The following is a 26,536-nucleotide window of genomic DNA, read 5'->3' on the forward strand; positions in this document are numbered from 1 at the left end:
GCCGGCGATGACGAACACCGAACTGCTGACCCGCGCGGACGTGCTCCGGCACGGCCGTACCCCGTTCGTCCTGGCCACCGTCGTCCACACGGAACGGCCCACGAGCGCCAGGCCCGGGGACAGCGCGCTGGTGCTGCCCGACGGCACCGTCGAGGGCTTCGTGGGCGGCACATGCGCCGAGACGACGGTGCAACTGCAGGGCCTGCGGGTGCTGGAGACCGGAGAGTCGCTGCTGCTGAGGATCACGCCCGCCGCGGACACCGGCACCGAAGGCGCGCGGGATCCTGCCGAAGGTCTGGTCACGGTGGCCAACCCCTGCCTGTCGGGCGGCACGCTCGACATCTTCCTGGAGGCCAACCTCCCCCCGGCGTTGGCCTACGTCTACGGTCACGCCCCCATCGCCCGCGCCCTGCTCGACGTCGGTCGTGTGCTCGGCCTCGACGCCCGCCCGGCCTCGCCCGGGGAGCCGCTGCCGCCCGATCTGGACGTCGTCGTCATCGCCACGCACGGCCGCGACGAGGAGAAGATACTGATCGAGGCCGCACGATCCAAGGTCCCGTACATCGGGCTGGTGGCCAGCCCGAAGCGTGGCGCGGCGGTACTCGCCGGGCTGGATCTCGGCGAGGAACAGCGCACGCACGTCCACACCCCGGCAGGCCTGGACATCGGCGCGCGGACCCCGGCGGAGATCGCGCTGTCGGTGTACGCCGAGATCATCGCACTGCGGCCGCAGGTGGCCCGAGCCGCACGCCCCGCAGCCGGATCCGCCGCGCCGCAGGCCGTGACCGAGAACGTGGATCCCGTGTGCGGCATGACCGTGGCGATCACGCCCGCCACCCTCTCACTCGACCGGGCCGCCGGCAGGGTGTACTTCTGCGGGCCGGGGTGCCAGCACGCCTTCGCCGACGACCCCTCCCGGTACGCGCATGCCTGACGTCGACGCCCTCGTACCCGATGTCGCCGCCCTGCGCTCGCGTCTGGACGCCGTCGGCTACCTGGCCGACGACGCCCTGGCCACGGCGCTGCTGCTGGCCGTGCGCATGCGGCAGCCGATCCTGCTGGAGGGCGAGCCCGGCGTCGGCAAGACCGAGGCGGCCCGTGCCCTCGCCGCCGTGCTCGACACGCCGCTGATCCGGCTGCAGTGCTATGAGGGACTGTCCTCGGCCGAGGCCCTCTACGAGTGGAACTATCCACGGCAACTGCTGGCCATCCGGCTGGCCGAGTCCCGCGGGGAGCCCCTGCGGGACGCCGACCTGTTCGCCGAGGACTACCTGCTGCCACGGCCGCTGCTCGCCGCGATCTGCCACCCGGGACCGCGGCCGGCGGTGCTGCTCATCGACGAAGTGGACCGCGCCGACGACGAGTTCGAGGCGTTCCTGCTGGAACTGCTCGCAGACGCCGCGGTCACCATCCCCGAACTCGGCACCCGGACGGCCGCGGTACCGCCGGTGGCCGTACTGACGTCCAACCGCACCCGGGATCTGCACGACGCGCTCAAACGCCGCTGCCTCTACCACTGGATCGACTACCCGGACACCGCACGGGTCGCCGCGATCATCCGCAGACGGGTGCCGGAGTCGGCCCAGTGGCTGGCCACGAACGTGGCGCGCGGGGTGGCGCGCCTGCGTGCCCGGCAGGAGCTCACCAAGCCGCCCGGCATCGCCGAGGCGATCGACTGGGCCGGCGCGCTGCACGCGCTGGGGCTCTCCGTTCTCGACGCCGACGCCGCCGACCGCACCCTGGGGGCGGTCCTCAAGTACGCCGAGGACCTGGAGGCCGTGCGCCGGGCCGGATTGGCGGAGCTGGTCGACGCCGAGGCCGGGTCCGATGCCTGACCTGCCGGAACTGGCCGCCTCGTTCACCGCCGCCCTGCACGGCGCGGGGATCGCGGTGGGCCCCGACCGTACCCGGAGCTTCGCTCGGGCGCTCACCCTGCTGGCACCGTCGACGACGCGCGAGCTGCGGCACTGCGCGCTCGCCACCCTGGTGTCCGACCCCGAGCAGATCGAACCGTTCGACACGGTCTTCCGTGAGGTCTTCGGCGGCCCGGCCGACCGCGAAGCGCAACGCGGGCAACCCGGCGACCCGGCCCGATCGCTCAGGGACACCGTTCCCGGCCGCGTCCCCGGCACTCGGAAGGCCACCGGGGACGGACGCGGCCGGGAGGCCGACGCACAGCCGCGGGAGGCTCCCGTACCCCTCGCGGCCAGTCCGCTCGACCGTCTCGCCGGCCGCGACTTCGCGGAGCTGTCCGCCGGGGAACTGGCGCGGCTCTCCGAAGTGATGCGCACGATGGTGCTTCGCACCCCGACCCGGCCGTCCCGCCGGCGCCGCACCGCGCACCACGGTGCGCGCATCGACGTGCGCCGCACCCTCTCCGTCAGCCGGCGCACCGGCGGATACCCGCTGCGGCTACGCCGCTTCGTGCCTCGTGCCCGCCCCCGCGACCTCATCGTGCTCTGCGACATCTCCGGATCGATGGAGCCCTATGCCCGAGCGATGCTCCAACTGCTCTACTGTGCCGCCCGCGCCACTCACGCCGAGGTCTTCACCTTCGCCACCCGCCTCACACGCCTCACACCCGTCCTCCGGCGGGCCGGCCCGGACGACGCCCTGGCACGGGCGGGCCGGGCGGCCCCGGACTGGTCCGGAGGCACCCGGATAGCGGAGTGCCTGGCGGAGTTCAACGAGCGGTTCGGCCGGCCCGGCATGGCGCACGGCGCCGTGGTCGTTCTCATCTCCGACGGCTGGGACACCGGAGCGCCCGCCGACCTCGCCACCCAGATGGCACGTCTGTCCCGGGTCGCCTACCGCGTCGTATGGGTCAACCCGCGCACGGCGAGCCCGCGCTACCGTCCGCTCGTGGCCGGCATGGCCGCGGCACTGCCCTACTGCGACGCCGTCGTCAGCGCCCACAACCTCGCGGCCCTGGGCGACTTCACCGCTGTGCTGTCCGCCCCGCGCCGCCGCCGATGACCCAGGCGCCGCCCTCTGAACCTTCGTCAGTTCATGCTCAGTGACGGGGCTCTCAGTGCGGTCCCGAGTGCCGTTCCGTACCCTGGTTCCGCCTGTCGACGCCGAGGGCGGAGCGGAGCAGTAATCGGTCGGTGTCGATACCTGAACAGCGGGCGGGAAATCAGTGGGAAGCCGGCCGTTGTAGAGTGAAAAACGCCCTTGACCTGCACAAGCAGGCAGGGAGCCGAACAGCAGGAGCACCCAAATGCTGCGCACCATGTTCAAGTCCAAGATCCACCGTGCCACCGTCACCCAGGCCGACCTGCACTACGTCGGATCCGTCACGATCGACGCCGATCTGCTCGATGCCGCGGATCTGCTGCCGGGTGAGCTCGTGCACATCGTCGACATCACCAACGGCGCCCGCCTGGAGACGTACGTCATCGAGGGCGAGCGCGGTTCCGGGGTCGTCGGGATCAACGGGGCGGCGGCCCATCTCGTGCATCCCGGAGATCTGGTGATCATCATCAGTTACGCTCAGGTCTCCGACGCCGAGGCGCGGGCACTGCGGCCGAGGGTCGTGCACGTGGACCACGACAACCGGATCGTGGCCCTCGGTGCCGATCCGTCCGAACCGGTGCCGGGCTCGGACCAGGAGCGCAGCCCGCAGGCGGTCACCGTCTGAACCCCGGGCCCGGGGCAGCGGCTGACCAAGCAGATGACCCGAGGACGTGAGGAGTTGCCCGTGAGCGACATAGAGATCCGCGACGACCGTGCGGGTGGCCGCCTCGAGGCGATCGCCGGGGACGAAGTGGTCGGCCACATCGAGTACTTCGTCCTCGAGGCCCCCGCGCGCGCCCTCGTCCCCGTGCACACCATCGTGGAACCCGAGCACGAGGGGAAGGGCATCGCGGGCTCCCTCGCCCGTGAGCTGTACGGCATCGCCGCGCGCGAGGGCATCGTGGTCGCGCCCTTGTGCCCGTACGTCGTGAAGTGGGCGGCGCGCCACCCCGAGGAGGCTCCGGCGGCCGACCCGGAGCTGCTCGGGGCGGCGACGGAGTGGCTCGAGACACATCCCGGGCGCTTCTGATGAACCGATCGGGTCCGCTCGCCCTGCTGCACACCTCGCCCCTGCACATCCCCGTCTTCGACGCGCTGCGCGACGAGGACCACCAGGGGCTGGAGCTGCGGCACATGGTGGACGAGGAACTGTTGGCCCGGGCCCGGCGCGAGGGCCCGGCCGCGGTGGCCGACGAGGTGCGGGCGGCCCTCGACCGAGCCGTGGCCGACGGGGCGCGTGCCGTGCTGTGCACCTGCTCGACGATCGGCGCCGTCGCCGAGGAGGCGGGCGCCGGGGTGCCCGTGCTCCGGGTGGACCGTCCGATGGCCGCCGCCGCGGTCGCCGCGGGCCCCCGTGTGGTGGTCGTCGCGACGTCGGAGAGCACCTTGGAGCCGACGGTCGCCCTCGTCGAGGAGGAGGCCCGCGCCTCCGGGCGCTCCGTACGGGTCCGTACGCTGCTGGTCGACGGGGCCTGGGCCCGTTTCGAGGCGGGCGACATCGAGGGGTACGTCCGCAGTGTGGCGACGGCCGCCGACTCGGTCATCGACGCCGACGCGATCGTCCTCGCCCAGGCGTCCATGACCCCGGCCCAGCGGCTGACCACGACCGCGGTCCCGGTACTGTCCAGCCCCCGCCCGGGGCTCGCGGCCGGCGCGGACGCGGTGCGCCACGCGTAGACGCTCCACGGGTAGATGCCCCATGGGCGGGCGCGCCACCGGTGCAACGGCCGGGTCCGTCTGGTCCAACTGGTCCGCACGCCCTGCGCGACGGGGTGACTGGGGGAGCGGTGGCCGGGTACGCGTGGGACAAGTCCAGGGCTGACGTATCGACTGGCTGGAGGACACCATGACGCATCCGAACCCCGATCCTGTGCAACCGGGTCCCACGCCCGGGCCGGGCCCCGACCGTCCGCAGCCCTTCCCGGAGCCTCACCCCTTCCCTGACCCGACCCCGGATCCGGGCCCTCACCCCCCACCGAAGCCCACCCCTCCGCCGACCCCGGTGCCGAAGCCGCCGGGGCCCGAGCCGACCCCGCCGAGCCCCGGCCCGGTGCCGCCCAGCCCGGGCCCGGTGCCGCCGGGCCCCGAGCCGGTACCGAACCCCGAACCGGGACCCCCGCTCACGCGAACAGCCGGGTGAATGAGTGAACGGGTGAACGGGTGAACGACAGAGGCCGTCACGTCCCGGGTTCCAGGATGTGACGGCCTCGGTGGCGCGGCCGTACGCCGTGTACCCGTACGCCTGGTACCCCTACGTCTGCCTAGGCCTCGACCTCCGACCGGTCGCCGCCCCACAGCGTGTGGAACGAGCCCTCCCGGTCGACGCGCCGGTAGGTGTGCGCCCCGAAGAAGTCCCGCTGCCCCTGCGTCAGGGCGGCGGGCAGCCGGTCGGCGCGCAGCGCGTCGTAGTAGGCGAGGGCCGCGGAGAAACCGGGTGCGGGCACGCCCTGGCGGGTGGCGGCCACCAGGACCTCACGCCAGTCGTCCTGCGCGGCCGCGATCTCCTGCGCGAACGTCTCGTCGGACAGCAAGCTCGGCAGATCGGGCCGGGCGTCGTACGCGGCGCGGATCCGGTCCAGGAACGCCGCCCGGATGATGCAGCCGCCGCGCCAGATCGCGGAGATGGCACCGAGGTCGATGTCCCAGTCGTACTGGTCGCTGCCCGCACTGATCTCGTGGAAGCCCTGCGTGTACGACACGATCTTCGACGCGTACAGCGCCTGCTCCACCCGGTCCGCGAAAGCCCCCGCCTCGGACTCCCCGAGCGGCTTCGCCTTGGGGCCCGCGAGCTCCCGGGATGCGGCGCGCAGGTCGGCGTGCCCGGACAGTGAGCGGGCGAAGACCGCCTCCGCGATGCCGGACACCGGAACGCCCAGGTCCAGCGCGATCTGCACGGTCCAGCGGCCCGTGCCCTTCTGCTCCGCGCGGTCCTGGACCACGTCCACGAACGGCTTGCCCGTCGCCGCGTCCACGTGCGACAGGACCTCCGCCGTGATCTCGATCAGGTAGGAGTCGAGCCGGCCGGTGTTCCAGGTGCGGAAGATGTCGGCGATCTGCGCGGGGGAGTACCCGGCGACATCGCGCAGCAGCTGGTAGGCCTCGCCGATCAGCTGCATGTCGGCGTACTCGATGCCGTTGTGCACCATCTTCACGAAGTGCCCGGCGCCGTCGGGACCGCAGTGGGTCACACAGGGAGAGCCGTCCGGCGCCTTCGCGGAGATCTTCTCCAGCATCGGACCGAGCGACGCGTACGACTCCTTCGAGCCGCCCGGCATGATGCTCGGACCGTTCAGCGCGCCCTCCTCGCCGCCGGACACGCCCGTGCCGACGAAGTGGATGCCCTGGCCCCGCAGGTCGTGCTCCCGGCGCCGGGTGTCCTCGAAGTGCGCGTTGCCACCGTCGATGATCATGTCGCCGGGCTCAAGGAGCGGGGCGAACTCCTGGATCACCGCGTCGGTCGGCTCACCGGCCTTCACCATGATCATCAGACGTCGCGGGCGCTCCAGTGCCTCGACGAACTCTTTCGCGGTCTCCGTCGCCACGAAGTCGCCCTCGTGGCCGAATTCCTCCACCAGCGCGTGCGTCCGGGCCGAGGTCCTGTTGTGCAAGGCGACCGTGTAGCCGTTGCGGGCGAAGTTACGGGCGAGATTGCGCCCCATGACCGCGAGACCCGTGACGCCGATCTGGGCTGAGTTGCTCATACGGTTGGCTCCTAAGAGATCCGGTAAGAGGTCCTGGTATTGGTCGGTATGAGTCGGTATCGCCGCTGTCGGTGATCCTGTCGTTCCTGTTCGTCGGTACTCCTCCGGCCATCCTGACGCGTCGGAGACGTGTACGCAGAAGAACGACCCGCTGTCTCCCCGGGCGAGGGAGCGGCGCCCGGGGCGCACAGCACGGCCGATTGCGCTCTTGTCATGGCCTGTTCGCAGCGCTTACTTTTGCCGCTCCTGACGCATGTCGAGGGGGCTCCCACATGGCCGTACGCGGCCGGCACCGCCGGTATCAGCCGAACAGGATCAACCGCGCCTCACTCACCGTCACGGCGGGCGGCGCCGGAATGGCACTCCCGCTGATCGGCACCGGCGTCGCACACGCGGCCGACGTGGACACCTGGAACAAGGTCGCCGCCTGCGAGTCCACCGACAACTGGAGCATCAACACCGGCAACGGCTACTACGGCGGACTGCAGTTCACCCAGTCCACCTGGGAGGCGTACGGGGGGCAGGTCTACGCCCCACGCGCGGATCAGGCCACCAAGGACCAGCAGATCGCCATCGCCGAGAAGGTGCTGAAGGGCCAGGGCCCCGGTGCCTGGCCGGTCTGCTCGGTGCGCGCCGGTCTCACCCGGGGCGGGGACACCCCCGACATCACCCCGGCCGCCGAGCGGACCGGCACCAGGTCCGGTACCTCGCCCCAGACCACCAAGCGCTCCGTGCGCGACGTCCAGCCGCAGACCACACCCCAGTCGCGGGCCGGCACCGCCGAGATGTACACCGTCGTCCACGGCGACACGCTCTCCGGCATCGCGGGTTCCCGCCACGTCCAGGGCGGTTGGCAGCGGTTGTACGACGCGAACCGCAGCACCGTCGGCTCCGACCCGGACCTGATCCTCCCGGGCCAGCGGCTGAACCTGCGGGGCAAGGGCCAGACCCCGGCGCACACCGAGAGCACTCCCTCGTCCGCGTCGAAGAAGCAGAAGACCCCCGACAAGCCGTCCACGCACAAGACGTCCCCGCACAAGACCTCCTCGCACAAGACGTCCTCGGACACCGCCAAGAAGACCGACACGCTCGTCGCCCCCGTGCACGCCGCGACCGGCACGCCCTACCGCGCCGCCGGTGCCTCCTGGTCGAAGGGCTACCACACGGGCGTCGACTTCCCGGTGCCCACCGGCACCTCCGTGAAGGCGGTCGCCGCGGGCCAGGTCGTCAGCGCGGGCTGGGGCGGCTCGTTCGGCTACCAGGTGGTGATCCGGCACGCCGACGGCCGCTACACCCAGTACGCCCATCTGTCGGCGATCTCGGTGAAGGACGGGCAGAGCGTGGTGGGCGGCCAGCGCATCGGCCGCTCCGGGTCCACGGGCAACAGTACGGGCCCGCATCTGCACTTCGAGGTGCGGACGGGGCCCGGTTTCGGCACGGACGTCGACCCGGTCGCCTATCTGAGGGCGGGCGGCGTCAGGATTTGACGCGTGTGCGGTGGTGGTGGTCCAGCAGAGGCGTCGCCACTACGTAGGGCCCGCACAGGGGGCCGAAATAGGCCAGCGCGGGCGGCGCGTCCTCCTCGGACGACTCGGCTGAGTCGGCCGGGTCGGGCGCGCTCTCCGCGGCCCCCACCATCGCCGGAGCCGGTACGAAGAGGTCCTCACCACGGTCCACGCCGAACCCGTCCCCGAGCCCGGCGCCGAATCCTTCCCCGAGTCCGGCCCCGAGCCCGGCGTCGAACGCCTCCCCGAGCCCCGCGCCGAGTCCGCTTCCGAGTCCGGCGCCGAGTCCGTTCCCGAGTCCGGCGTCGAACGCCTCCCCGAGCCCCGCGCCGAGTCCGCTTCCGAGTCCGGCGCCGAATCCGTGCCCGAGCCCGGCCCCGAGTCCGTTCCCGAGCCCGGCCCCGAGTCCGCTTCCGAGCCTCACGTCGAATTTGTCTCCGAACCCGGTGTCGAACGGCTCTCCGAGCCCCGCGTCGAACGCCTCCCCGCGGCCGCGGCCCGTGGTCGGCTCGTTCTCGTGGCCCGGTCCCGTGGACTGCTCGGGCAGCGCCGCGAGCAGCAGCGCCTCCAACGCGGAGTCAGGCGTGGCCCCTTCCGGCGCGGGCTCGGTCTCCGCGGCGGCGGGTGCGGCGACCTCCGCGGTGTTCCGGGCGCTGCCGATCTGCTCGGTCGTGAGCAGGATCAGACCGCCCGCCGCGACGACTCCGCAGGCCAGCGCGAGCACGGTGCCCGTCTCGCCGTAGCGGAAGGTCTCGCCGAACATCGTGATGCCGACGGCGGCCGCCACGACGGGGTTGACGACCGTCAGCGTGGCCAGCGGCGCCGCGAGACCGCCGCCCCGGTAGGAGGCCTGCGACAGCAGCATGCCGGCCGTCGCGAAGACACCTATGAGGACGAGGCTCGGCAGGTCGGAGAGCGAGACCTGGTGCGACCAGTCCACCGCGACGGTCTTGGTGAACACCGAGGACATGCTGAAGGCTATGCCGGACCCCACCGCGAGCATCACGCTGCGCACGGCCGGGTGCCGGTGCGCGGCGCGGCCCGCCACCATGAAGGCCGCGACCGCGCCGCCCGACACCACGGCCAGCACCGAGATCTGGGTGTCACTCAGGGACTGCGAGTCGGCCGAGCCGACCAGCGCGAGCAGGACCGCGAGGCCCACCGTGGCCATGATCGCGCCACGCCACGCGGTCGCCCCGGCCTTGCGGCCGACGAAGACGGCCGCCATGGGGAGCGCGAACACGATGGTCAGCGCGCCCAGCGGCTGCACCAGGCTCAGCGGGCCATAGGCGAGCGCCACCACGTGCAGCACCCCGCCGACGCCGCTCAGGGCGACCGCCGCCCACCAGCCGGGGCGGCGCAACGGCGCGTACGTCTGGTCGGGAGAGGTCAGTGCGACCTGCTCCTGGACGATCGCGCCGCCCGCGTACGCGACGGCGGAGACGAACGAGAGCAGGACGGACAGCGCGAGCGCGCTCATGAGTCCCTCCTCTGCGTGCGGCGGGGGCGCTGTGCCCGGCGCGGCGAACGATCGGCCTTCATACCCACTACGATGCCTCGCGCATCCGTTCACGTCGTCGTACCTGAGCAGGCAATGAGTAGTACTGCCGATGGAGTACGACTCGCCCCATGTCCTCCCCTGGGTGGGCGACATGAGAGGGAGACCCTCCGGTGAGAACCCCTAGGGGGCTTGGTACTACTGCTGTTCGTGGACCTCGACCCGGAACTCTCGGCGCTCGGCTCGCTCGGCGGCTTCTTCGTACTACACACCGGCGTACCGCCGTGTGCTCCGCTGCCGACGCTCGCACAGGCGTACGCGTCTCCCCGAGACGATGATCCCAGAGATGTCTGGTCGGATCCTCTGAATTTTCGCGTCCGGAAGGTCGCGGCGAGTCTGCGGGCGCCCGAGCCCCGGATCGCGGTCTCGGTGGCGCAGCAGGGACTCGCGGCCCGTCTGTGGTCGGTCTCGCTCGGTGCCGCCGCGCTGTACGGGCAGCTGCCGGACCTCGACCCGGGGCTGCTGCGGTGGGATCCGGACGGCAGCGCTCCGGACGACCTGTGGCTGTCCGAGGTACGCGCCCTGCCAGTGGCGGCGGTCGGAGAGGTCGTACGGGACGGCCACCTCGCCCCGCTGGCGGCGGCTCTGCGCACCCGACACCGCATGTCGGAGGGCCTGTTGTGGGGGAACGCGGGCTCGGCGCTCACGGGTGCCTGGCGCCAGCTGCACCGCTGGGCCGAGGCCAACGGCCGTACGGACGTGGCCGATCGGGCCCGCGCCCTCGCCGCCGACCTGTTCACGCATCCCGACCTGTCCGCGACCGTGGACCCCCGTACCCTGCGCCGCCGCAGTTGCTGCCTCTACTACCGGCTCCCCGGCGGCGGCCTCTGCGGCGACTGCTGTTTCGACCGCCCGCCGGGCCGGACGCCGGGCGGGGCTCCGGGCCGCCGCTGAGCACCGCGGTCTTCCCCAAGCGTCCCTTCTGGGTGACCATGAAAGGCACCAGCCGGTATCCGGTACGACGGGGGGCTCTGCGTGCGAGTGGGACTGCTGACCCGGGAGTACCCGCCGGACGTGTACGGCGGCGCGGGCGTCCATGTCGAGTTCCTCGCCCGGGAGTTGCGGACCCTCACGGACCTGGACGTGCACTGCTGGGGCGAGGGCGCCGCGGGCGGCGTCGTGCGCCACCGGTCCTGGTCCTCGCTCGACGGCGCCAACGACGCGCTGCGCACCTTCTCCGTGGACCTCGCCATGGCCGCCGCCCTCGAGGGCCGCGAACTCGTCCACTCGCACACCTGGTACGCCAACCTCGCCGGCCACTTCGGCAAGCTTCTGTACGGCATCCCGCACGTCATGACCGCCCACTCCCTGGAGCCGCTGCGTCCCTGGAAGGCCGAGCAGCTCGGTGGCGGCTACGCCCTGTCCAGCTGGGCCGAGCGCACCGCCGTCGAGGCCGCCGACGCCGTCATCGCCGTCTCCGGCGCCATGCGCGAGGACATCCTCACCTGCTATCCCGCCCTGGACCCGGCCAAGGTGCGTGTCGTGCACAACGGCATCGACACCGCCCTCTACCGGCCGGACCACGGCACGGACGTCCTGGAGCGCATCGGCATCGACACCGGCCGCCCCTACGTCCTGTTCGTCGGCCGCATCACCCGCCAGAAGGGCGTGCCCCACCTGCTGCGCGCGGTACGGGACCTCGACCCGGCCGTGCAGGTGGTGCTGTGCGCGGGCGCCCCCGACACCCCCGAGATCGACCGGGAGTTCCGTGATCTCTTCCAGGAACTGAGCGCCGTACGCCGGGGCCTGCACTGGATCCCGCAGATGCTGCCCCGCCCGGACGTCGTCCAACTCCTCACGCACGCCGCCGTCTTCGTCTGCCCCTCGGTGTACGAGCCGCTCGGCATCGTCAACCTGGAGGCGATGGCCTGTGGAACGGCCGTGGTGGCATCGCGGGTCGGAGGGATACCCGAGGTGGTCGAGGACGGCGTGACGGGTGTCCTGGTGCCGGTGGAGGAGAACTTCGAGGCGGGTCTGGCGCTCGCCCTCGACTCCGTGCTCGCCGACCCCCGGGCCGCCCGGCGGATGGGCGAGGCCGGACGGGAGCGCGCGGTGCGGGAGTTCGGATGGGACGCGGTGGCCCGGCGGACCGTCCAGCTTTACGAGGAAGTTCTCAAACCGGGGTAACCATCGGACAGGTGCAGTTCAAGCAACGGGGCCGGCCCGGCACAGCGGGCGCGGCTCGACCGGGCTCAGAGGGGCGGCGGCATGCGGCGCGGTGGACCTTCGGTACTGGGAATCGTCCTTGCGGGTGGAGAGGGCAAACGGCTCATGCCCCTCACCGCGGACCGCGCGAAACCCGCGGTCACCTTCGGCGGGACGTACCGCCTGGTGGACTTCGTACTCTCCAATCTCGTCAACGCCGACATCCTGCGCATCTGCGTCCTGACGCAGTACAAGTCGCACTCCCTGGACCGCCATGTGACGACGACCTGGCGGATGTCGAGTCTGCTCGGCAACTACGTCACACCGGTCCCGGCCCAGCAGCGGCTCGGCCCGCGCTGGTATCTGGGCAGCGCGGACGCGATCCTGCAGTCCCTCAACCTCGTGCACGACGAACGGCCGGACTACATCGCGGTGTTCGGCGCCGACCACGTCTACCGCATGGACCCCCGGCAGATGCTCGCCCAGCACATCGAGGGCGGCGCGGGTGTGACCGTCGCCGGGATACGGGTGCCGCGCGCCGAGTCGTCCTCCTTCGGGGTCATCAGCCCCGGCTCCGACGGGCAGACCGTGGAGGGCTTCCTGGAGAAGCCCGCCGACCCGCCGGGCCTGCCCGACGACCCGGAGTGCGTCTTCGCCTCGATGGGCAACTACATCTTCACCACCAAGGCTCTGGTGGAGGCGCTCCAGCGGGACGCCGAGGACGTGCACTCGGTGCACGACATGGGCGGATCGATTCTGCCCATGCTCACCGACCGCGGCGAGGCGCAGCTCTACGACTTCAGCGACAACCACGTGCCCGGCGAGACCACCCGCGACCAGGGCTACTGGCGTGACGTGGGCACCCTCGACGCCTACTACGACGCCCACATGGACCTGATCGCCGAACGCCCCGCCTTCAACCTCTACAACCGCAGCTGGCCCATCTACACCAGTTCCGGACAGCTCTCCCCGGCGCGATTCAACGCCGGGGGCATCGCGAGCGAGTCGATCGTCAGCGCGGGCAGTCTGATCCGGGGGCAGGTCACGCGGTCCGTGCTCTCGCCGGGTGTCGTGGTGGACCCGGGAGCCGTCGTCCAGGGCTCGATCCTGCACGACAACGTCCACATAGGGCGGGGTGCGGTGGTGCGCGGCGCGGTTCTCGACAAGAACGTCGAGGTGCCGCCGGGCGCGACGATCGGCGTCAACCCCGAGCGGGACGCGGATCTCTACACGGTCTCCAAGGGCGGAGTGATCGCGCTGGGCAAGGGCCGGATCGTGCCGTAGTGGCCGACGGTGACCGGCGACGGCCCCGGCGCGTCCGTGCCCACCGGGGCCGTTGTCATGCCCCTGGACAGGAAGTGGAACCCCGTGTTGTCATGCCAACTGCCGTTGGTGACAACGTTGTTCCATCTGAGCAAGAGCCGCGCCACCCGCCCCACGCCCATCCTCAAAGAGGAGGATCCGTGCGTTTCGGACGACTCAGAGACCGACTCGCGTTACTGCTCGCCGCGGCCCTCGGTGCCGCGGGACTCGCCTCCGTGCCCGCCGCGGCCGACGATCCCGTCGCGGTCCACGGACTGAAGGGCGACTACTACACGCAGTCCGCCCCCGGCGCCTTCGACTTCCACGAACTCAAGGCCACCGGCTTCGACCCACAACTCGACTTCGACGACCTGGAACCCCGGCTGCGCTTCGCCACGGGCCAGGACAACGATGTCAGTGTCCGCTGGACCGGCACACTCGTACCGGAGAAGAGCGGACCCACCACCTTCTCGATCATCGGCGACAACGGTTTCCGCCTCTGGATCGACGGCAGACCCGTCATCGACCACTGGGTGGACGACTGGGATCGCGAACAGACCTCCGAGCCCATCGATCTGACGGCAGGTCACGCCTATGACTTCAAGCTCGAGTACTTCGAGCACTACGGCGGCTCCAACCTCCATCTGCGCTGGACCGAACCCGGCGGCGCCAAGGTGACGATCCCGCAGTCGGCGTTCCTGCTGCCCGACGGCTACGACTACGACGGCGCCCTCGCGACCACCGTCCAGCCGGACGGCCGCACCCTCAGGCTCGACTTCGCACGGGAACTGTCCGCGCCCCCGGCCGCCGTGGTCGACCACCTCCAGGCCGTCATCGGTGGCGCCAAGTGGCCCTTGGGAGCGGCCGAGTTGGACCCCGCCGACTCCAGATCCCTCCTCGTCACGCTCAAGGAGCCGGTCGTCGGCAACAAGACCGGCAGCGCGCGCGGCAACGCCGACCTGCGCTACGACGGCACGGGCGGCCTCGCCGCCGCCGGGGACGGCAAGACGATCGGCGCCTTCTGGAGCAGCGGCCCCAACCGCTCCACGTACGAGCTGCGCACGAAGTGGGCCGACGAGGTCGGGCCGGACAACGCCCTGCCGGAATACCCCCGCCCCCAGCTCACGCGCGACGCCTGGCGCAACCTCAACGGGCGCTGGCAGTTCGCCGCCGCCACCGCGGGGGAGCAGCCTCCGGTCGGGAAGACGCTCGGCGAGCACATCCTCGTCCCGTACCCCGTGGAGTCCCAGCTGTCCGGCGTCGAACGCCACGAGGACCGCATGTGGTACCGCCGCACCTTCACCGTCCCGACCGACTGGCACATCGGCTCGGGCCAACGGCTCCTGCTCAACTTCGGTGCCGTCGACTGGCAGTCCGAGGTGTACGTCAACGGGGTCAGGGTCGCCGAACACCGGGGCGGCTACGACAGGTTCGGCGTCGACGTCACCGACGCGCTGAAGCCCGGCCGCACCCAGGAGCTGATCGTCGGCGTGTACGACCCGACCGACGCCGCGTCCGGCGAGAACCCGCCGCTCGGCAAGCAGCGCCTCGACCCCAGCGGGATCTGGTACACCCCGACCTCTGGCATCTGGCAGACGGTGTGGATGGAGCCGGTCGCCCCGGACCACGTCGACTCGCTCAAGCTCACCCCGGACGTCGACGGCGGCCGGCTCACCATGGAACCGAAGGGCGTGCGCGACGGGCTGCCGGTCACGGCGACGGCGTACGAGGGAGGGCGGAAGGTCGCCACCGTCACCGGCCGCACCGGACAGCCGCTGACCCTGAAGATCGCCCATCCGCGCCTCTGGTCGCCGGACGACCCCTTCCTCTACGACCTCAGGGTGAGCGTCGGGCGCGACCGCGTCGGCAGCTACTTCGGGATGCGCTCGATCTCCGTCGAGAAGGTCGAAGGCACCCCGCGCACCGTCCTCAACGGCAAGCCCGTCTTCATGATGGCCACGCTCGACCAGGGGTTCTGGCCCGACGGTCTGTACACCGCGCCGACGGACGAGGCCCTCGCGTACGACCTGCGCATGCACAAGGAGATGGGCTTCAACGCGGTGCGCAAGCACATCAAGGTGGAGCCCGACCGCTGGTTCTACTGGGCGGACCGGCTCGGCCTGCTGGTCTGGCAGGACATGCCCGCCATGACCGCCGGGGTGAATCCGAGCGCCGCGGCCCGCGCCGAGTACGAGCGCGAGATGAAACTGATGATCGACCAGCACATCAGCAGTCCGTCGGTCGTGATGTGGGTGACCTTCAACGAGGGCTGGGGCCAGTACGACGAGGGTCGCATCGCCGACCAGGCCAAGGCCTGGGATCCGACCCGGCTCGTCAACGGCATGTCGGGGCTGAACCTGGGGGCCGACGGCGGCACCGGCGACATCATGGACGAACACGGCTATCCGAGCCCCGCGCTGCCACCGGCTCCCGACGGCAGACGCGCGCTCGTCAGCGGCGAGTACGGGGGCCTGGGGCTCGCCGTGCCCGGGCACGCCTGGTCGGTCCAGCAGTCGTACGTGGACGTGGACCCGTCGACGTACACCGACGACTACCTCGCCCGCCTCGCCGAGGTACGCGCCCTCGCGTGCCGGGGGAGCAACGGCGCCGTCTACACCCAGATCTCGGACGTGGAGGGCGAGCTGAACGGTCTCCTCACCTATGACCGCAAGGTCGTGAAGCCGGACGTGGGGAGGTTGAGGGCGGCGCACGAGGCGCTGATCGCCGACGCGTCCCGGGCGACCCCCACGGGCTGCCCGGCAACCTGACACCTCGGGTCCTTCGAGGGCCTTCGCGGTCCTTCGAACGACCCGGCGTTCCGGTCCTTCGCGCGTCGGCGCGCGTGCCGCGGTCGGGACGCCTATCCTGAGCCGATCTCACGTGCCCCTTGTGTCCCGCCCCTTTCGCGGGGGGCGGGACTTAATCTGCTGTTAACTGAGCGTAGCTTGATCGTACTTGACCGTAATCGCCTGTCGGGGTTTGACTGCTTGCTCACCCTGTCGTCGAAGCGAGAGCAAGCCTTTGACTCCTGATCTCCTCGCACCACTCGACCTGGCGTTCTGGAACATCGAGTCCGCCCAGCACCCGATGCACCTCGGCGCCCTCGGTGTCTTCTCCGCGCACTCGCCGACCGCGGGCGCGCACGCCGCCGAACTGCTCGCGGTCCGCGCGGCCGGGGTGCCCGGGCTGCGCATGCGGATCCGCGACGTCTGGCAGCCCCTCGCCTTCCCGCCCCACTTCGGGAGCGCGGCCCGGGAACCCGCGCCGGACTTCGAACCCCTCAACCACGTCCGGCTGCACGCACCGACCGCGGACTTCCCCGCCGCCGCGGGCCGGCTCATGGAACGCCCGCTCCAGCGCGGCCGGCCCCCGTGGGAGGCGCACGTCCTGCCCGGCGAGGACGGCACCTCGTTCGCGGTGTTCTTCAAGTTCCACCACGCGCTGGCCGACGGCCTGCGGGCACTGATGCTCGCCGCCGCCCTCATGGACCCGCTGGACCTGCCCGAGCCCCGCCCGCGCCCCGCCGATCCGCCCCGCGGACTCCTCCCGGACGTCCGCAAACTGCCCGACCTGGTGCGAGGCACCCTCTCCGACCTGGGCCGCGCCCTCGACATCGGCAGCTCCGTCGCCCGCGCCACCCTCGGCGCCCGCTCCTCGCCCGCCCTCACCTCGCAGCCCACCGGCACCCGCCGGATCGCGGGCGTCGCCCTCGACCTGGACGATGTGCACCGCGTCCGCAAGAGCGTCGGCGGCACCGTCAACGACGTCCTGATCGCCGTCGTTGCGGGAGCCCTGCGCAACTGGCTCGACGAGCGCGGCGACAGCAGCGAGGGAGTCGCGCCCCGCGCCCTGATCCCCGTCTCCAGGCGCCGCCCGCGCACCGCGCACCCGCAGGGCAACCGGCTCTCCGGTTACCTGATACGGCTTCCCGTCGACGACCCGGACCCGCTCGGCCGACTCCGTTCGGTGCGTACGGCGATGGACGCCAACAAGGACGCGGGACCCAACCGGGGAGCGGGCGCCGTCGCGCTGCTCGCCGACCATGTGCCGCCGCTCGGTCACCGCCTCGGCGGTCCCGTCGTCGGCCAGGCGGCCCGGCTGCTCTTCGACATCCTGGTCACCAGCGTGCCGCTGCCCAGCCTCGGTCTGAAGCTCGGCGGCTGCCCGCTCACCGAGGTCTATCCGCTCGCCCCGCTGGCCCGCGGCCAGGCGCTGGCGGTGGCCGTGTCGACGTATCGCGGACGGGTCCACTACGGGCTCGTCGCCGACGCACAGGCCGTGCCGGACCTGAACCGGCTGGCCCGCGCGCTGACCGAGGAGGTGGAGACGCTGATCATCGCCTGCGGCCCCTGAAACGGCCCGCGGGGGACCGTTGATCATCTCGGGTTTGGCGCCTTGCCCTCTTGCTCCGTAAAATTCCGCCTTCGAAAGCGAGCGCGGTTCGAGCGCGGCGCGAGACCCGAGGAACGGCACACGCGATGACGGTGACAGAGGACGGCCAGGCGGCTCTCGCCGTGGACACGGCTGAGGACGACCGGGCGGCTTCCGCCGTGGACGGGGAGGCGGTCTCCTACGGGCCGGGCATCGACCCGGAGCGGCTGGCCGTCTGCCTCGGCGTGCTCGACGAGCTCGACAAGATCGAGGTCGACCACCCGGACGCCATCGCCGTGCGCCGCGCCACCGCGGGCGTCTACCGCACGGTCAAGCAGCGCCGCCGACAGGAGCGCAGGGCCGCCAAGACCGCCCACGACAAGGCCGTCACCGAGTCCACCGCGACCGGTTCCGCCCAGCGCATCGACGACGAGACCGAGGGCATCCTGCCTTCGTCCGTCACCGACGCCGGCGAGATCGCGGGGATACTCCAGCGCCCGCGCTCCTGCTACATCTGCAAGAAGCGGTACGTCGAGGTCGACTACTTCTACCACCAGCTCTGCCAGGACTGCGCCGCCGAGAACCGCGCCCGCCGCGACGCCCGCGCCGACCTCACCGGCAAGCGCGCCCTGCTCACCGGCGGCCGCGCCAAGATCGGCATGTACATCGCACTGCGGCTGCTGCGCGACGGCGCGCACACCACCATCACCACGCGCTTCCCGAACGACGCGATCCGCCGCTTCAAGGCCATGCCGGACAGCGACGAGTGGATCGGCCGCCTGAAGATCGTCGGCATCGACCTGCGCGACCCGGCGCAGGTCGTGGCCCTGGCCGAGTCGGTCGCCGCCGAGGGCCCGCTGGACATCCTGATCAACAACGCCGCCCAGACCGTTCGCCGCTCCCCGGGTGCCTACAGCGAGCTGCTCGCCGCCGAGTCCGGCCCGCTGCCCGCCGGTGAGCTGCCGCCCGCCGAGGTCATCGGCACCTTCGGCTCCGGCGCGGTGGCCGCGCTCCCGGTCGCCGGGGGCGGCGCGCTGACCGCGCAGGACGTCACCGACCTGGCCCTGGTGTCCGGCTCGGCCTCCCTGGAGCGGATCGCGGCCGGTACGGCCATCGACGCGGGCGGCCTCGTGCCCGACCTGCACGACACCAACAGCTGGATCCAGTCGGTCGAGGAGGTCACGCCGGTCGAGCTCCTCGAGGTCCAGCTCTGCAACTCGACGGCCCCCTTCATCCTGATCAGCCGGCTGCGCGCGGCGATGGCGGCCTCCGGTGCCGACCGCACGTACATCGTGAACGTCTCCGCCATGGAGGGCGTCTTCAACCGCGGCTACAAGGGCGCGGGCCACCCGCACACCAACATGGCCAAGGCCGCCCTGAACATGCTCACGCGCACCAGCGCCCAGGAGATGTTCGAGAAGGACCGCATCCTGATGACCGCCGTCGACACCGGCTGGATCACCGACGAGCGCCCGCACCCCGACAAGATGCGTCTCGCCGACGCGGGCTTCCACGCCCCGCTCGACCTGATCGACGGCGCGGCCCGGGTGTACGACCCGATCGTGCGCGGCGAGCAGGGCGAGGACCTGTACGGCGTCTTCATGAAGGACTACGCGCCCGGCAAGTGGTGACCGCGCCCTCACCCACGGGTGAAACCGCGCCCTCAGCCACGGGTGAAGGTGCCCAGGCCGTCGTGGTCCCAGGCCTCGACGGTCACCCGCGACGCCTTCGAGCCGCCGGACCCCGGTGAACCCGCACCGACCTTGAAGGTCACCCCCGAGAGCCCGGTCGCGTTCTCGCCGACGGTCCGGAAACCGAAGGTGTCGCCGTCGTAGTGGGTGAGCCGGAAGGTGGTGTGCTTCGGGCCCAGGCTCATGCTGAGTTCCCCGTGGGCTGCCGTGACGGTCAGCGGTCCGTAGTAGGCGTTGTCGTACGTGCCCGTGTACGTGTCGGCGGCGCGGGCCACGGCCCCGTTCCGCGGGGGTCTGGCGTAGTCGGTGGGGGAGCGGCCCTGCTGCTCCTGCTGCTGGTAGACCCGGTCGACCAGGGGCAGCCAGTCCGTCGTGGGCTTCCCGTACTGGGCGGTGTCGAAGAAGTTCAGCGCGACCGAGTCGGCGAGGCCCACCGGCGCCCCGTTGGTCAGGACGGTGATGCCGAGCTGCTCGCCGGGCAGCATCGTCACATCGGTGTTGGCGCCGAGTTCGAACGCGCCGGAGTGGCTGAGGCGCAGCCGGCCCTGGTCGTCGTAGCCGACGTTCCAGCCGAGGCCGTAGAAGCCCGCGCGGCCCGCCGGGGCCTGCGGGGGCTGGGCGACGATCTCGGGCAGGTGGGTGCGCTCCAGCGGTGCGGCGGGGATGACCTGCCTGCCGTCCAGCTTCCCGTTCGCCAGTTGCAGTCGCATCCAGGTGGCCATGTCGCGGGCCGTGGAGCTCGCGCCGCCCGCGGGCGACTGGGCGTCGGCGTCCCGGACGTACTTCGGCTGCCAGGTGCCGTCCGCGTTCTTCACATGGGTGACGGCCTTGTCCTCGGCCCGGTCGTAGTCGGAGAAGCGGGAGCTGGTGTTTTTCATGCCTGCGGGGCCGTACAGCGTGTCCTGGGAGAGCTTGTCCCAGGACGTGTCCTTCGCGTTCGCGACCGCCTGGGCCGCGGCGGTGACCCCGTAGTTGGTGTAGGCGTAACTGGCGCGGAACGGGCCGAGCGGCTCGTACTTCAGGTGGTCCAGGATGTACGTCCGGTCGTAGCCGAGGTCTTCGAGGAGGTCACCGGAGTGGTCGGGCAGGCCGCTGCGGTGGGAGAAGAGGTCGGCGTACGTGACGTGCGCCGTGACCCAGGGGTCCTTGAGGGCGAAGCCGGGCAGCTGCGCCGCGACGGGGTCGTCCCAGGCGAGCGTCCCGCCGCCGACGACCCCCGCGACGACGGTCGAGGCCAGCGGCTTGGACAAGGACGCGAGCTGGAAGACGGTGTCCGGGTCGACGGCCCCGGACCGTCCCGCCCGACGCTCGCCGAAGCCCTTGAGATAGACCACGCGGTCCTTGTGGACGACGGCCACGGCGACGCCGGGGACGCCGGTCCTCTTCATGGCGTCCCGCACGATGCCGTCGAGCTTGCCGACGGCATCGTCCACGTCGGCCCGGGTGAGCTGCGGGGGCGGCTGGGGAGGCGGGGCCGCCGCTACGGCGCAGGGGGTGTGGCTCGCGCCGAGCAGGGAGATCGCGGCGGCTGCGATCAGCGCCGCGCATCGGTGGTGTCCCGCCCGTCGCCGCACACCCATGGTCACCATTGAACGCGCTCTGTCAGGCTTTGTCCTGCGGAGACCTGCGGGGGGCGGGTGGGAGCCGGCATGGCCGTCATGCGTCGGGCGCGCGCGTCCGCAGGCGTGCGTGGACGGGGTCGGCGGCGGAGTGCGCGGACCGGACCCGGGTGCCTCCGTCGACCAGCAGATCGGCGCCCGTGATCCACCCGGCCGCGTCCGAGGCCAGCCAGACCACCGCCCGCGCGATGTCCTCGGGCCGGCCGATCCGGCCCAGCGGGAGGCCCGCGCCGAGCTCGTCCTCGGCGTTCTCCCAGACGAACCGGGCCATCTCGGTGCGGACGAGCCCCGGGGAGACGGCGTTCACCCGCACCTTCGGGGCGAGTTCGCCGGCGAGCTGCTGGGTGAGGTGGAGGAGGGCCGCCTTGCTGGTGCCGTACGCCCCCACGTTCGGCCCCACATGCCCGGCGCCCTCCGTGCACACGTTCACGACCGCGCCGCCGTGCTCGCCCATCCAGGCCCGCCAGGCACACTGCACCAACCGCAGCGGGGCCTCCACGTTGACCGTGAACGCCTCGCGCCAGCGGTCCGGATCGGCATCCATGAGCGGGCCGTACGGCTGGTTGGTCGCGGCGTTGTTCACCACGACGTCGATGCGCCCGAACTCCCGCAGTGCCAGCTCGGTCAGCTCCCGCAGATGCGCCGGATCGGCCACCGAGCCCGCGAGTCCGACGCCGCCGAGCCGTTCGGCGGCCCGGCCGACCGCGTCCGGGTCCCGGGCCGCCACACACACCCGCGCCCCCGCCCGGGAGAGCTCCTCGGCGACGGCGAGACCGATCCCGCGCGAGGCCCCGGTGACGATGGCGCTCCTGCCCTCAAGCCCGTACGGCGTCGTCATCCGCGTACCGTCTCATGACGGACCGTCAGTCAACAGCCCCGAGTCGCGAGTGCTGCGCCGCCACCAGCTCCAGCACCGTGCGCCAGTCCTCCAGGACCCCGGCGTCGAGACCGGGGACCCTGCCCGACTCGTCCGCGTGGCGCAGGCTCAGCACGTCGTCGGCGTCCGCGTCGTCGGCCCATCCGCCGGCGTGCAGCCGGACGAGCCGGGAGACCCGCTCGCCGAGCAGCGGCCGGACCAGGTCCCCCGCCAGGTCGGCGTGTCCTGCCGTGTCGCCGGGCCGCAGCAGTTGCCCTACGGCGTGGACCAGGCCCGCCACCTGGAGCTCCTTGTCCGCGGGACGACTTCGGCGCAGGAGCGCGGCGGTCTGCAGGGCGTGGTCGTGCAGATCCACTCGGCCGCCACAGCGGCCCGGGGTCTCCCGGGCGCCCCGGCAGGCGTGCAGCAGATCCATCAGCTCCTCGACGCTGCGCAGCTCCATGCGTCAGTCCTCCCGAGTCCTCCCGCGGGAAAAGCCGTTTCCGGGCGCCAGCAGATCATGGCTGCCTTGCGAATCGGCCAACGGGACCTGAACTGCGCGCCGTGTTCAGTGGTGCCCGTGGCCTTCGGCCCCCGGAGCCCCGTGCCCGTGGCCTTCCGGCGCAGGTGCGCCGTGGTGGTGGCCTTCCGTCCCCGCACTCCCGTGCCCGTGGCCCTCCGGCTCCGGTGCCCCGCCCATCATCCGCAGCATCGCCGGGCCGCCCGTGCGCAGGAACCGCCACACCAGGGCCGCCGCCAGCAGCAGGAAGGCGATGTTCAGCCAGGTCGTGTAGTTCCAGGAGACACCCTCCATGGGGATCGTCGCGTCGGCCTGGTCGGGGATGAGCCCGAGGCCGCCGAAGAGGAACTCCACGACGTATCCGGCGAGCACCATGGCGGCGTAGAAGGTGACCAGGAGGAACCCGGTCATGCGGAGTCCGTAGTACTTCCGGTAGATGTTCAGGATCGGCAGGATCAGCAGGTCGGCGAAGATGAACGCGACCACACCGCCGAAGCTGATCCCGCCCTTCCACAGCACGACGGCCAGCGGCACGTTTCCGATGGAGCAGACGAACGAGGCGATCGCCACGAGCGGGCCGATCAGGGGGCCGATCAGCTTCGCGGCGAGCGGGTGGCCTTCCAGGAAGAGGGACTGCCAGAACGCGTCGGGCACCCAGGCCGCGATCGCGCCCGCGATCAGCAGGCCGATCACCAGGTCGCGCAGGATCGCCGCCCACTCCATGACGAACACGTGTGCGACCGAGGTGTAGCCGTCGCGCGAGAGCAGCCGCCGCGCGAACGAGCCCTCCGTCTGGATCGACATGTCCATCGCGGCATGCCCCTCCATCGACCCGGCGAGCCCGCGCTCCGCCTGCTCCCGGGCCTCGCGCAACAGTCGTTCGCGCAGAAAGATCCGGAAGAGCACGGCCAGCACCACGATCATGATCGGGCCGCCGACGAATTCGGCGACCGTGAACTGCCAGCCCATCAACAGGGCCAGGATCACGCCGAGTTCGACGACCAGATTGGTGGAGGCGATCTCGAACGCCATCGCCGCGGTGAAATTCGCGCCCTTGCGGAACAGCGAGCGCGCCAGCGCGACGGCCGCGTACGAACAGGACGAGGACGCCGCGCCGAGCCCCGCGGCCAGCGTGAGCGTCCGCGGCCGGTCGTCACCGAGCAGCCGCACGATCGTCGCGCGGCGCACCACGGCCTGGACGACGGCGGAGAGGCCGAATCCCAGGATCAGCGCCCAGGTGATCTCCCAGGTCATCGACCCGGTGATGGACAGTGCGTGCAGGATCGCGGGCATCGGCCTCACTCTTTCCCGTCCGGCTTCCCCGATTCATCGGGGACTATACCCCCTAGGGGTATCAGATGCCGGGTGGCGGTCGGGCGGGTCACGCCGGTTCAAGGTTCCGCAAAGACTTTGGAGGGTCGTCCCCAAAGGGGGCGGGGCTCCGCGGGTCGGCCCATCATCCCTGTCCGGGCGCCGGGTTGAGTCTTCCCGCCCTGGTCGCGGGAGGAGTGGCGCTATGCCGAACGGGTGGCGTGCGAGGGGGGATACATCATCAAATAGACCCAGATCGAGGTCCGATGGACACTGAACGACGCGAGACGGTTACCTCGTGTTTTCAGCCCCATCGAGCGGGCACCCGCTCATTTGGTTACCCTGTACCGGACGGACAGCCTGCAGGGGTTCCACCCACACCCAAGGTCCGTCCCGGGACAGCCGGTCACCACGGACTGCTCTCACACGAGTTACCGGCGCCACCGCGTCCTTAACTGCCTTCGACTCAGACCCGAGGGGATGTCAGGCGACCGGAAGCAGACTGGCCCTGTACGTCCCGAGGGTGACCCGACACATAAGGAGTGCGCGGTGACACCGGAGAAGACGAATCGCGATCAGCGCCCCAAGGAACGCACGGAGCGCGGAGGCCGGCCCGAGAAGAAGCTCGGCAGCCTCGACGTGTGGGCCAGGTCCGCCCCGATCCGCCTGGCGGGGTACGAGGACGACCTCGCCGAGCCCCACATCCTGCCCAGCGTGGACTGACCGCTCGCGGCGGGACTCATCGCGATCGCTGACGGCATGGGCGTGTCAGACTCACGTCCATGCTGATCAGAGAAGCCGCGGCCGAGGACTGGCCGCGGATCTGGCCTTTCTGGCACCGGATCGTCGCCGCGGGTGAGACCTACACCTGGGACCCGGGCACCTCCGAGGAGGCGGCCCGGGCCCTGTGGATGGCACCGGGCAAGCGTGTGTACGTCGCCGAGGACGTCACCGGAGCGGTCGTCGGCTCGGCCTACGTCACACCCAACTACGGCGGCCCCGCCGCCCGCGTCGCCAATGCCGGATTCATGGTCGACCCCGACCACGCCGGGCTCGGCATCGGGCGCGCGCTCGCCGAGCACATCCTCGCCGCGGCGAAGGCCGACGGCTACCGGGGCATGGTCTTCAACGCCGTCGTGGAGACCAATCCCGCCGTCAAGCTGTGGACCGCACTCGGCTTCACGATCCTCGGCACCGTGCCGGACGCCTACGAGCACCCCCGGCACGGGCGGGTGGGTCTGCACATCATGTACAAGGCGCTGTGACGCCCCTGCATGGACAAGGCGCTGTGAAGCCCCAGCATGGACAGAGCGCTGTGAGACCCCCGCGCTCCTAGGTCCTGTCGTCGTTCCTCAGTCCAGTGGCGCCGTCCGCCGCCACGGCCGCAGTTCCTCCAACTGACCCGCGAGCTCAAGGAGTTCGAGCTCGGATCCGGGTCGTCCGACCAGCTGTACGGCCGCCGGGGCCCCGCTCGGCAGGGTCCCGAACGGCACCGTCATCGCGGGCCACCCGGTGAGGTTCCACGGCGGTGTCAGCGGCGAGTAGTTGGTGTTGACCAGCACATTGCGCAGCCAGCCCCGCTCGTGCCACGGTGCGGCGGCCGGCCCCCGCCGGGCCAGTGCCGGGGTGAGCAGCACGTCGTGCTCCGCGAAGAACGGTTCCAGACGCCCGCGCAGCTGCTCGCGGCGCTCACTCGTGCGTACCCCGGCCACGAAACGGCGCCCCACGGTGGCGTGCACCCGAGTCCGCCGGGCGAGCCGGCGCGGGTCGAGGTCCTCGGCGTCCACCGCGGTGCCCGCCGTCCAGTGCATCAGCGCGGCGGTGCCCAGCCAGTAGGGGTACGGCGGGTCGGCGGGCCGCACCTCGTGGCCCGCCCCGGCCAGCAACTCCGCGGCCTCCCGGGCCGCGTTCGCGTACGAGCGGCCGACGCTCACGCCGACCAGCGGACTGCGCACGGAGACGGCCACCTTGTGGACGAGGTTCCCCGAGGGGCGTATCGCCTCGGTGTCCGACAGGACCGCGAACATCAGGCGGGCGTCCTCGATCGTGGTCGCGAGCGGCCCGTTCTCCGACATGCCGAACCAGTCGCCGTGACCGATGCCCGCCGGGATCGTGCCATGGCCCGGCTTGAGGCCGACGATGCCGCAGTTGGCCGCCGGGATGCGCAGCGAACCCATCCCGTCGTTGCCCAGCGCGATCGGCACCATTCCGGCGGCGACCGCGGCCGCGCTGCCTCCCGAGGAGCCGCCCGCCGTGCGCGAGGTGTCCCAGGGGTTGCGGGCCGTGCCGTGCACACCCTCGGAGGTGCCGAAGACACAGAGCTCGGGCACGTTGGTGAGACCCACGACCACGGCGCCCGCCGCGCGCAGTCGCGCCACCGTCGGATGGTCGTGATCGGCGGGGGTGTCCGCGGTCGCGGCCGAGCCGTTGCGGTTCGACTCGCCGCGCACCGCGAGGTTGTCCTTGACGGCGACGGGCACCCCCGCGAGGGGGAGTTCGGCCAGGTCCGCGCGGCCGGCCAGCTCGTCGGCCTCCGCGAGGGCCGCCTCGGACCGTACGACACGGAAGGCACCCACGCGCGCGTCGAGCCGGTCGATCCGCGCGAGGTGGTCGGCCACCACCTCGTGGGGCGTGGCCCGCTTCTCGCGTACGGCTGCGGCGATCTCGGTGGCGGTCCGGCCGACCCAGCTGGTCACGGGTGCTCCTCGGGGACAGGGGATTACTGGCGAGTACGAGGAGCACTGTGCCCGGCGGCGGGGTGCCGCGTCGAGAGCCGTCGCCCTTGGACATTCGGATCGGTCTTCTTGGACTTTCGCGCTCACGCCTGTCCGGTATCTCCGCAGAGTCGCAGATCATCCGATCACTTGCTCAACTTTCGCACCTACCCGCCCCATTGACAGGATCTGGTGGCGCCTCAATCATCAAACATCCGATGAATTGGA

Annotated in this window: 23 protein-coding genes; 15 read left to right on the forward strand and 8 right to left on the reverse strand. The window is 71.6% G+C overall.

The window, feature by feature from the left end; all coding sequences use genetic code 11:
- Positions 1 to 7: 7 nt before the first annotated feature.
- The 6 genes from OG798_RS45020 (at position 8) to OG798_RS45045 (ending at position 4,692) form a co-directional block, all read left to right on the forward strand.
- Complete coding sequence (locus tag OG798_RS45020) at positions 8 to 934, forward strand: XdhC family protein (RefSeq protein WP_328758931.1); 927 nt, start codon at positions 8 to 10, stop codon at positions 932 to 934.
- The gene (locus tag OG798_RS45025; protein WP_328758932.1) at positions 927 to 1,835 is read left to right on the forward strand and encodes an AAA family ATPase; all 909 of its coding nucleotides are present in this window, start codon (positions 927 to 929) and stop codon (positions 1,833 to 1,835) included. Before OG798_RS45020 ends, OG798_RS45025 begins: the two co-directional genes overlap by 8 nt.
- Positions 1,828 to 2,976 carry a vWA domain-containing protein gene (locus tag OG798_RS45030; protein ID WP_097223865.1) on the forward strand — a complete coding sequence of 383 codons (1,149 nt, stop codon included), beginning with the start codon at positions 1,828 to 1,830 and terminating at the stop codon, positions 2,974 to 2,976. The genes OG798_RS45025 and OG798_RS45030 overlap by 8 nt, the downstream gene beginning before the upstream one ends.
- 244 nt (positions 2,977 to 3,220) lie before the next feature.
- Positions 3,221 to 3,640, forward strand: coding sequence for an aspartate 1-decarboxylase (gene panD, locus OG798_RS45035; RefSeq protein WP_097223864.1), 420 nt, complete (start codon positions 3,221 to 3,223; stop codon positions 3,638 to 3,640).
- 60 nt (positions 3,641 to 3,700) lie between these two features.
- Entirely contained in the window at positions 3,701 to 4,045 is a 345-nt protein-coding gene (locus OG798_RS45040) for a GNAT family N-acetyltransferase (protein ID WP_323138775.1), read from the forward strand.
- Entirely contained in the window at positions 4,045 to 4,692 is a 648-nt protein-coding gene (locus tag OG798_RS45045; protein WP_121414154.1) for an aspartate/glutamate racemase family protein, read from the forward strand. The genes OG798_RS45040 and OG798_RS45045 overlap by 1 nt, the downstream gene beginning before the upstream one ends.
- Before the next feature lie 288 nt (positions 4,693 to 4,980).
- On the opposite strand, the gene OG798_RS45050 is transcribed toward OG798_RS45045, so the two are convergent.
- Both OG798_RS45050 and gndA read right to left on the reverse strand, forming a co-directional pair.
- Complete coding sequence (locus OG798_RS45050; protein ID WP_179436351.1) at positions 4,981 to 5,139, reverse strand: hypothetical protein; 159 nt, start codon at positions 5,137 to 5,139, stop codon at positions 4,981 to 4,983.
- Between the two features lie 137 nt (positions 5,140 to 5,276).
- Positions 5,277 to 6,716 (reverse strand): NADP-dependent phosphogluconate dehydrogenase, encoded by a 1,440-nt coding sequence (gene gndA / locus OG798_RS45055; RefSeq protein WP_097223861.1) that lies wholly within the window; start codon positions 6,714 to 6,716, stop codon positions 5,277 to 5,279.
- Positions 6,717 to 6,988: 272 nt separating this feature from the next.
- Between gndA and OG798_RS45060 the strand changes: the two genes are divergently transcribed.
- Positions 6,989 to 8,203 carry a transglycosylase family protein gene (locus OG798_RS45060; RefSeq protein WP_121414152.1) on the forward strand — a complete coding sequence of 405 codons (1,215 nt, stop codon included), beginning with the start codon at positions 6,989 to 6,991 and terminating at the stop codon, positions 8,201 to 8,203.
- Here OG798_RS45060 and OG798_RS45065 read toward each other — a convergent pair.
- Positions 8,193 to 9,701 (reverse strand): DMT family transporter, encoded by a 1,509-nt coding sequence (locus OG798_RS45065; protein ID WP_328758933.1) that lies wholly within the window; start codon positions 9,699 to 9,701, stop codon positions 8,193 to 8,195. The genes OG798_RS45060 and OG798_RS45065 overlap by 11 nt on opposite strands.
- 210 nt (positions 9,702 to 9,911) lie before the next feature.
- On the opposite strand from OG798_RS45065, the gene OG798_RS45070 reads away from it, so the two are divergent.
- The 6 genes from OG798_RS45070 to OG798_RS45095 all read left to right on the forward strand — a co-directional run bounded on the left by OG798_RS45070 (position 9,912) and on the right by OG798_RS45095 (position 19,228).
- Entirely contained in the window at positions 9,912 to 10,673 is a 762-nt protein-coding gene (locus tag OG798_RS45070; protein WP_328758934.1) for a (2Fe-2S)-binding protein, read from the forward strand.
- Between the two features lie 81 nt (positions 10,674 to 10,754).
- On the forward strand, positions 10,755 to 11,906 hold the full coding sequence (glgA, locus tag OG798_RS45075) for a glycogen synthase (protein ID WP_095851233.1): 1,152 nt from the start codon (positions 10,755 to 10,757) through the stop codon (positions 11,904 to 11,906).
- 81 nt (positions 11,907 to 11,987) lie between these two features.
- A complete protein-coding gene (gene glgC, locus OG798_RS45080) occupies positions 11,988 to 13,208 on the forward strand; it encodes a glucose-1-phosphate adenylyltransferase (RefSeq protein ID WP_054234963.1) in 1,221 nt (406 codons plus the stop codon).
- A 179-nt stretch (positions 13,209 to 13,387) separates the two neighbouring features.
- On the forward strand, positions 13,388 to 15,994 hold the full coding sequence (locus OG798_RS45085) for a PA14 domain-containing protein (protein ID WP_328758935.1): 2,607 nt from the start codon (positions 13,388 to 13,390) through the stop codon (positions 15,992 to 15,994).
- 253 nt (positions 15,995 to 16,247) lie between these two features.
- On the forward strand, positions 16,248 to 17,579 hold the full coding sequence (locus OG798_RS45090; protein ID WP_121414148.1) for a wax ester/triacylglycerol synthase family O-acyltransferase: 1,332 nt from the start codon (positions 16,248 to 16,250) through the stop codon (positions 17,577 to 17,579).
- A gap of 125 nt (positions 17,580 to 17,704) precedes the next feature.
- Positions 17,705 to 19,228, forward strand: a complete 1,524-nt coding sequence (locus OG798_RS45095) for an SDR family NAD(P)-dependent oxidoreductase (RefSeq protein WP_257016419.1) — start codon at positions 17,705 to 17,707, stop codon at positions 19,226 to 19,228.
- 32 nt (positions 19,229 to 19,260) lie between these two features.
- Here OG798_RS45095 and OG798_RS45100 read toward each other — a convergent pair whose 3' ends face one another.
- The 4 genes from OG798_RS45100 to OG798_RS45115 all read right to left on the reverse strand — a co-directional run bounded on the left by OG798_RS45100 (position 19,261) and on the right by OG798_RS45115 (position 23,576).
- Complete coding sequence (locus tag OG798_RS45100) at positions 19,261 to 20,877, reverse strand: serine hydrolase (RefSeq protein WP_328758936.1); 1,617 nt, start codon at positions 20,875 to 20,877, stop codon at positions 19,261 to 19,263.
- Positions 20,878 to 20,944: 67 nt separating this feature from the next.
- Positions 20,945 to 21,745: an SDR family oxidoreductase gene (locus OG798_RS45105; RefSeq protein ID WP_328758937.1), complete on the reverse strand. Its 801-nt coding sequence runs from the start codon at positions 21,743 to 21,745 to the stop codon at positions 20,945 to 20,947.
- 25 nt (positions 21,746 to 21,770) lie between these two features.
- A complete protein-coding gene (locus OG798_RS45110) occupies positions 21,771 to 22,226 on the reverse strand; it encodes a hypothetical protein (RefSeq protein WP_120986394.1) in 456 nt (151 codons plus the stop codon).
- Positions 22,227 to 22,331: 105 nt separating this feature from the next.
- Entirely contained in the window at positions 22,332 to 23,576 is a 1,245-nt protein-coding gene (locus OG798_RS45115; RefSeq protein WP_095851228.1) for a permease, read from the reverse strand.
- Between the two features lie 567 nt (positions 23,577 to 24,143).
- Here OG798_RS45115 and OG798_RS45120 point away from each other — a divergent pair.
- Both OG798_RS45120 and OG798_RS45125 read left to right on the forward strand, forming a co-directional pair.
- Positions 24,144 to 24,317, forward strand: coding sequence for a hypothetical protein (locus OG798_RS45120; protein ID WP_165853954.1), 174 nt, complete (start codon positions 24,144 to 24,146; stop codon positions 24,315 to 24,317).
- Positions 24,318 to 24,376: 59 nt separating this feature from the next.
- The gene (locus OG798_RS45125; protein ID WP_095851227.1) at positions 24,377 to 24,859 is read left to right on the forward strand and encodes a GNAT family N-acetyltransferase; all 483 of its coding nucleotides are present in this window, start codon (positions 24,377 to 24,379) and stop codon (positions 24,857 to 24,859) included.
- Between the two features lie 87 nt (positions 24,860 to 24,946).
- Here the strand turns inward: OG798_RS45125 and OG798_RS45130 are convergent, their stop codons facing one another.
- Positions 24,947 to 26,290: an amidase gene (locus tag OG798_RS45130; RefSeq protein WP_328758938.1), complete on the reverse strand. Its 1,344-nt coding sequence runs from the start codon at positions 26,288 to 26,290 to the stop codon at positions 24,947 to 24,949.
- Between the last annotated feature and the right edge of the window lie 246 nt (positions 26,291 to 26,536).

It is taken from the genome of Streptomyces sp. NBC_00271, from assembly GCF_036178845.1.
GTDB lineage: Bacteria > Actinomycetota > Actinomycetes > Streptomycetales > Streptomycetaceae > Streptomyces.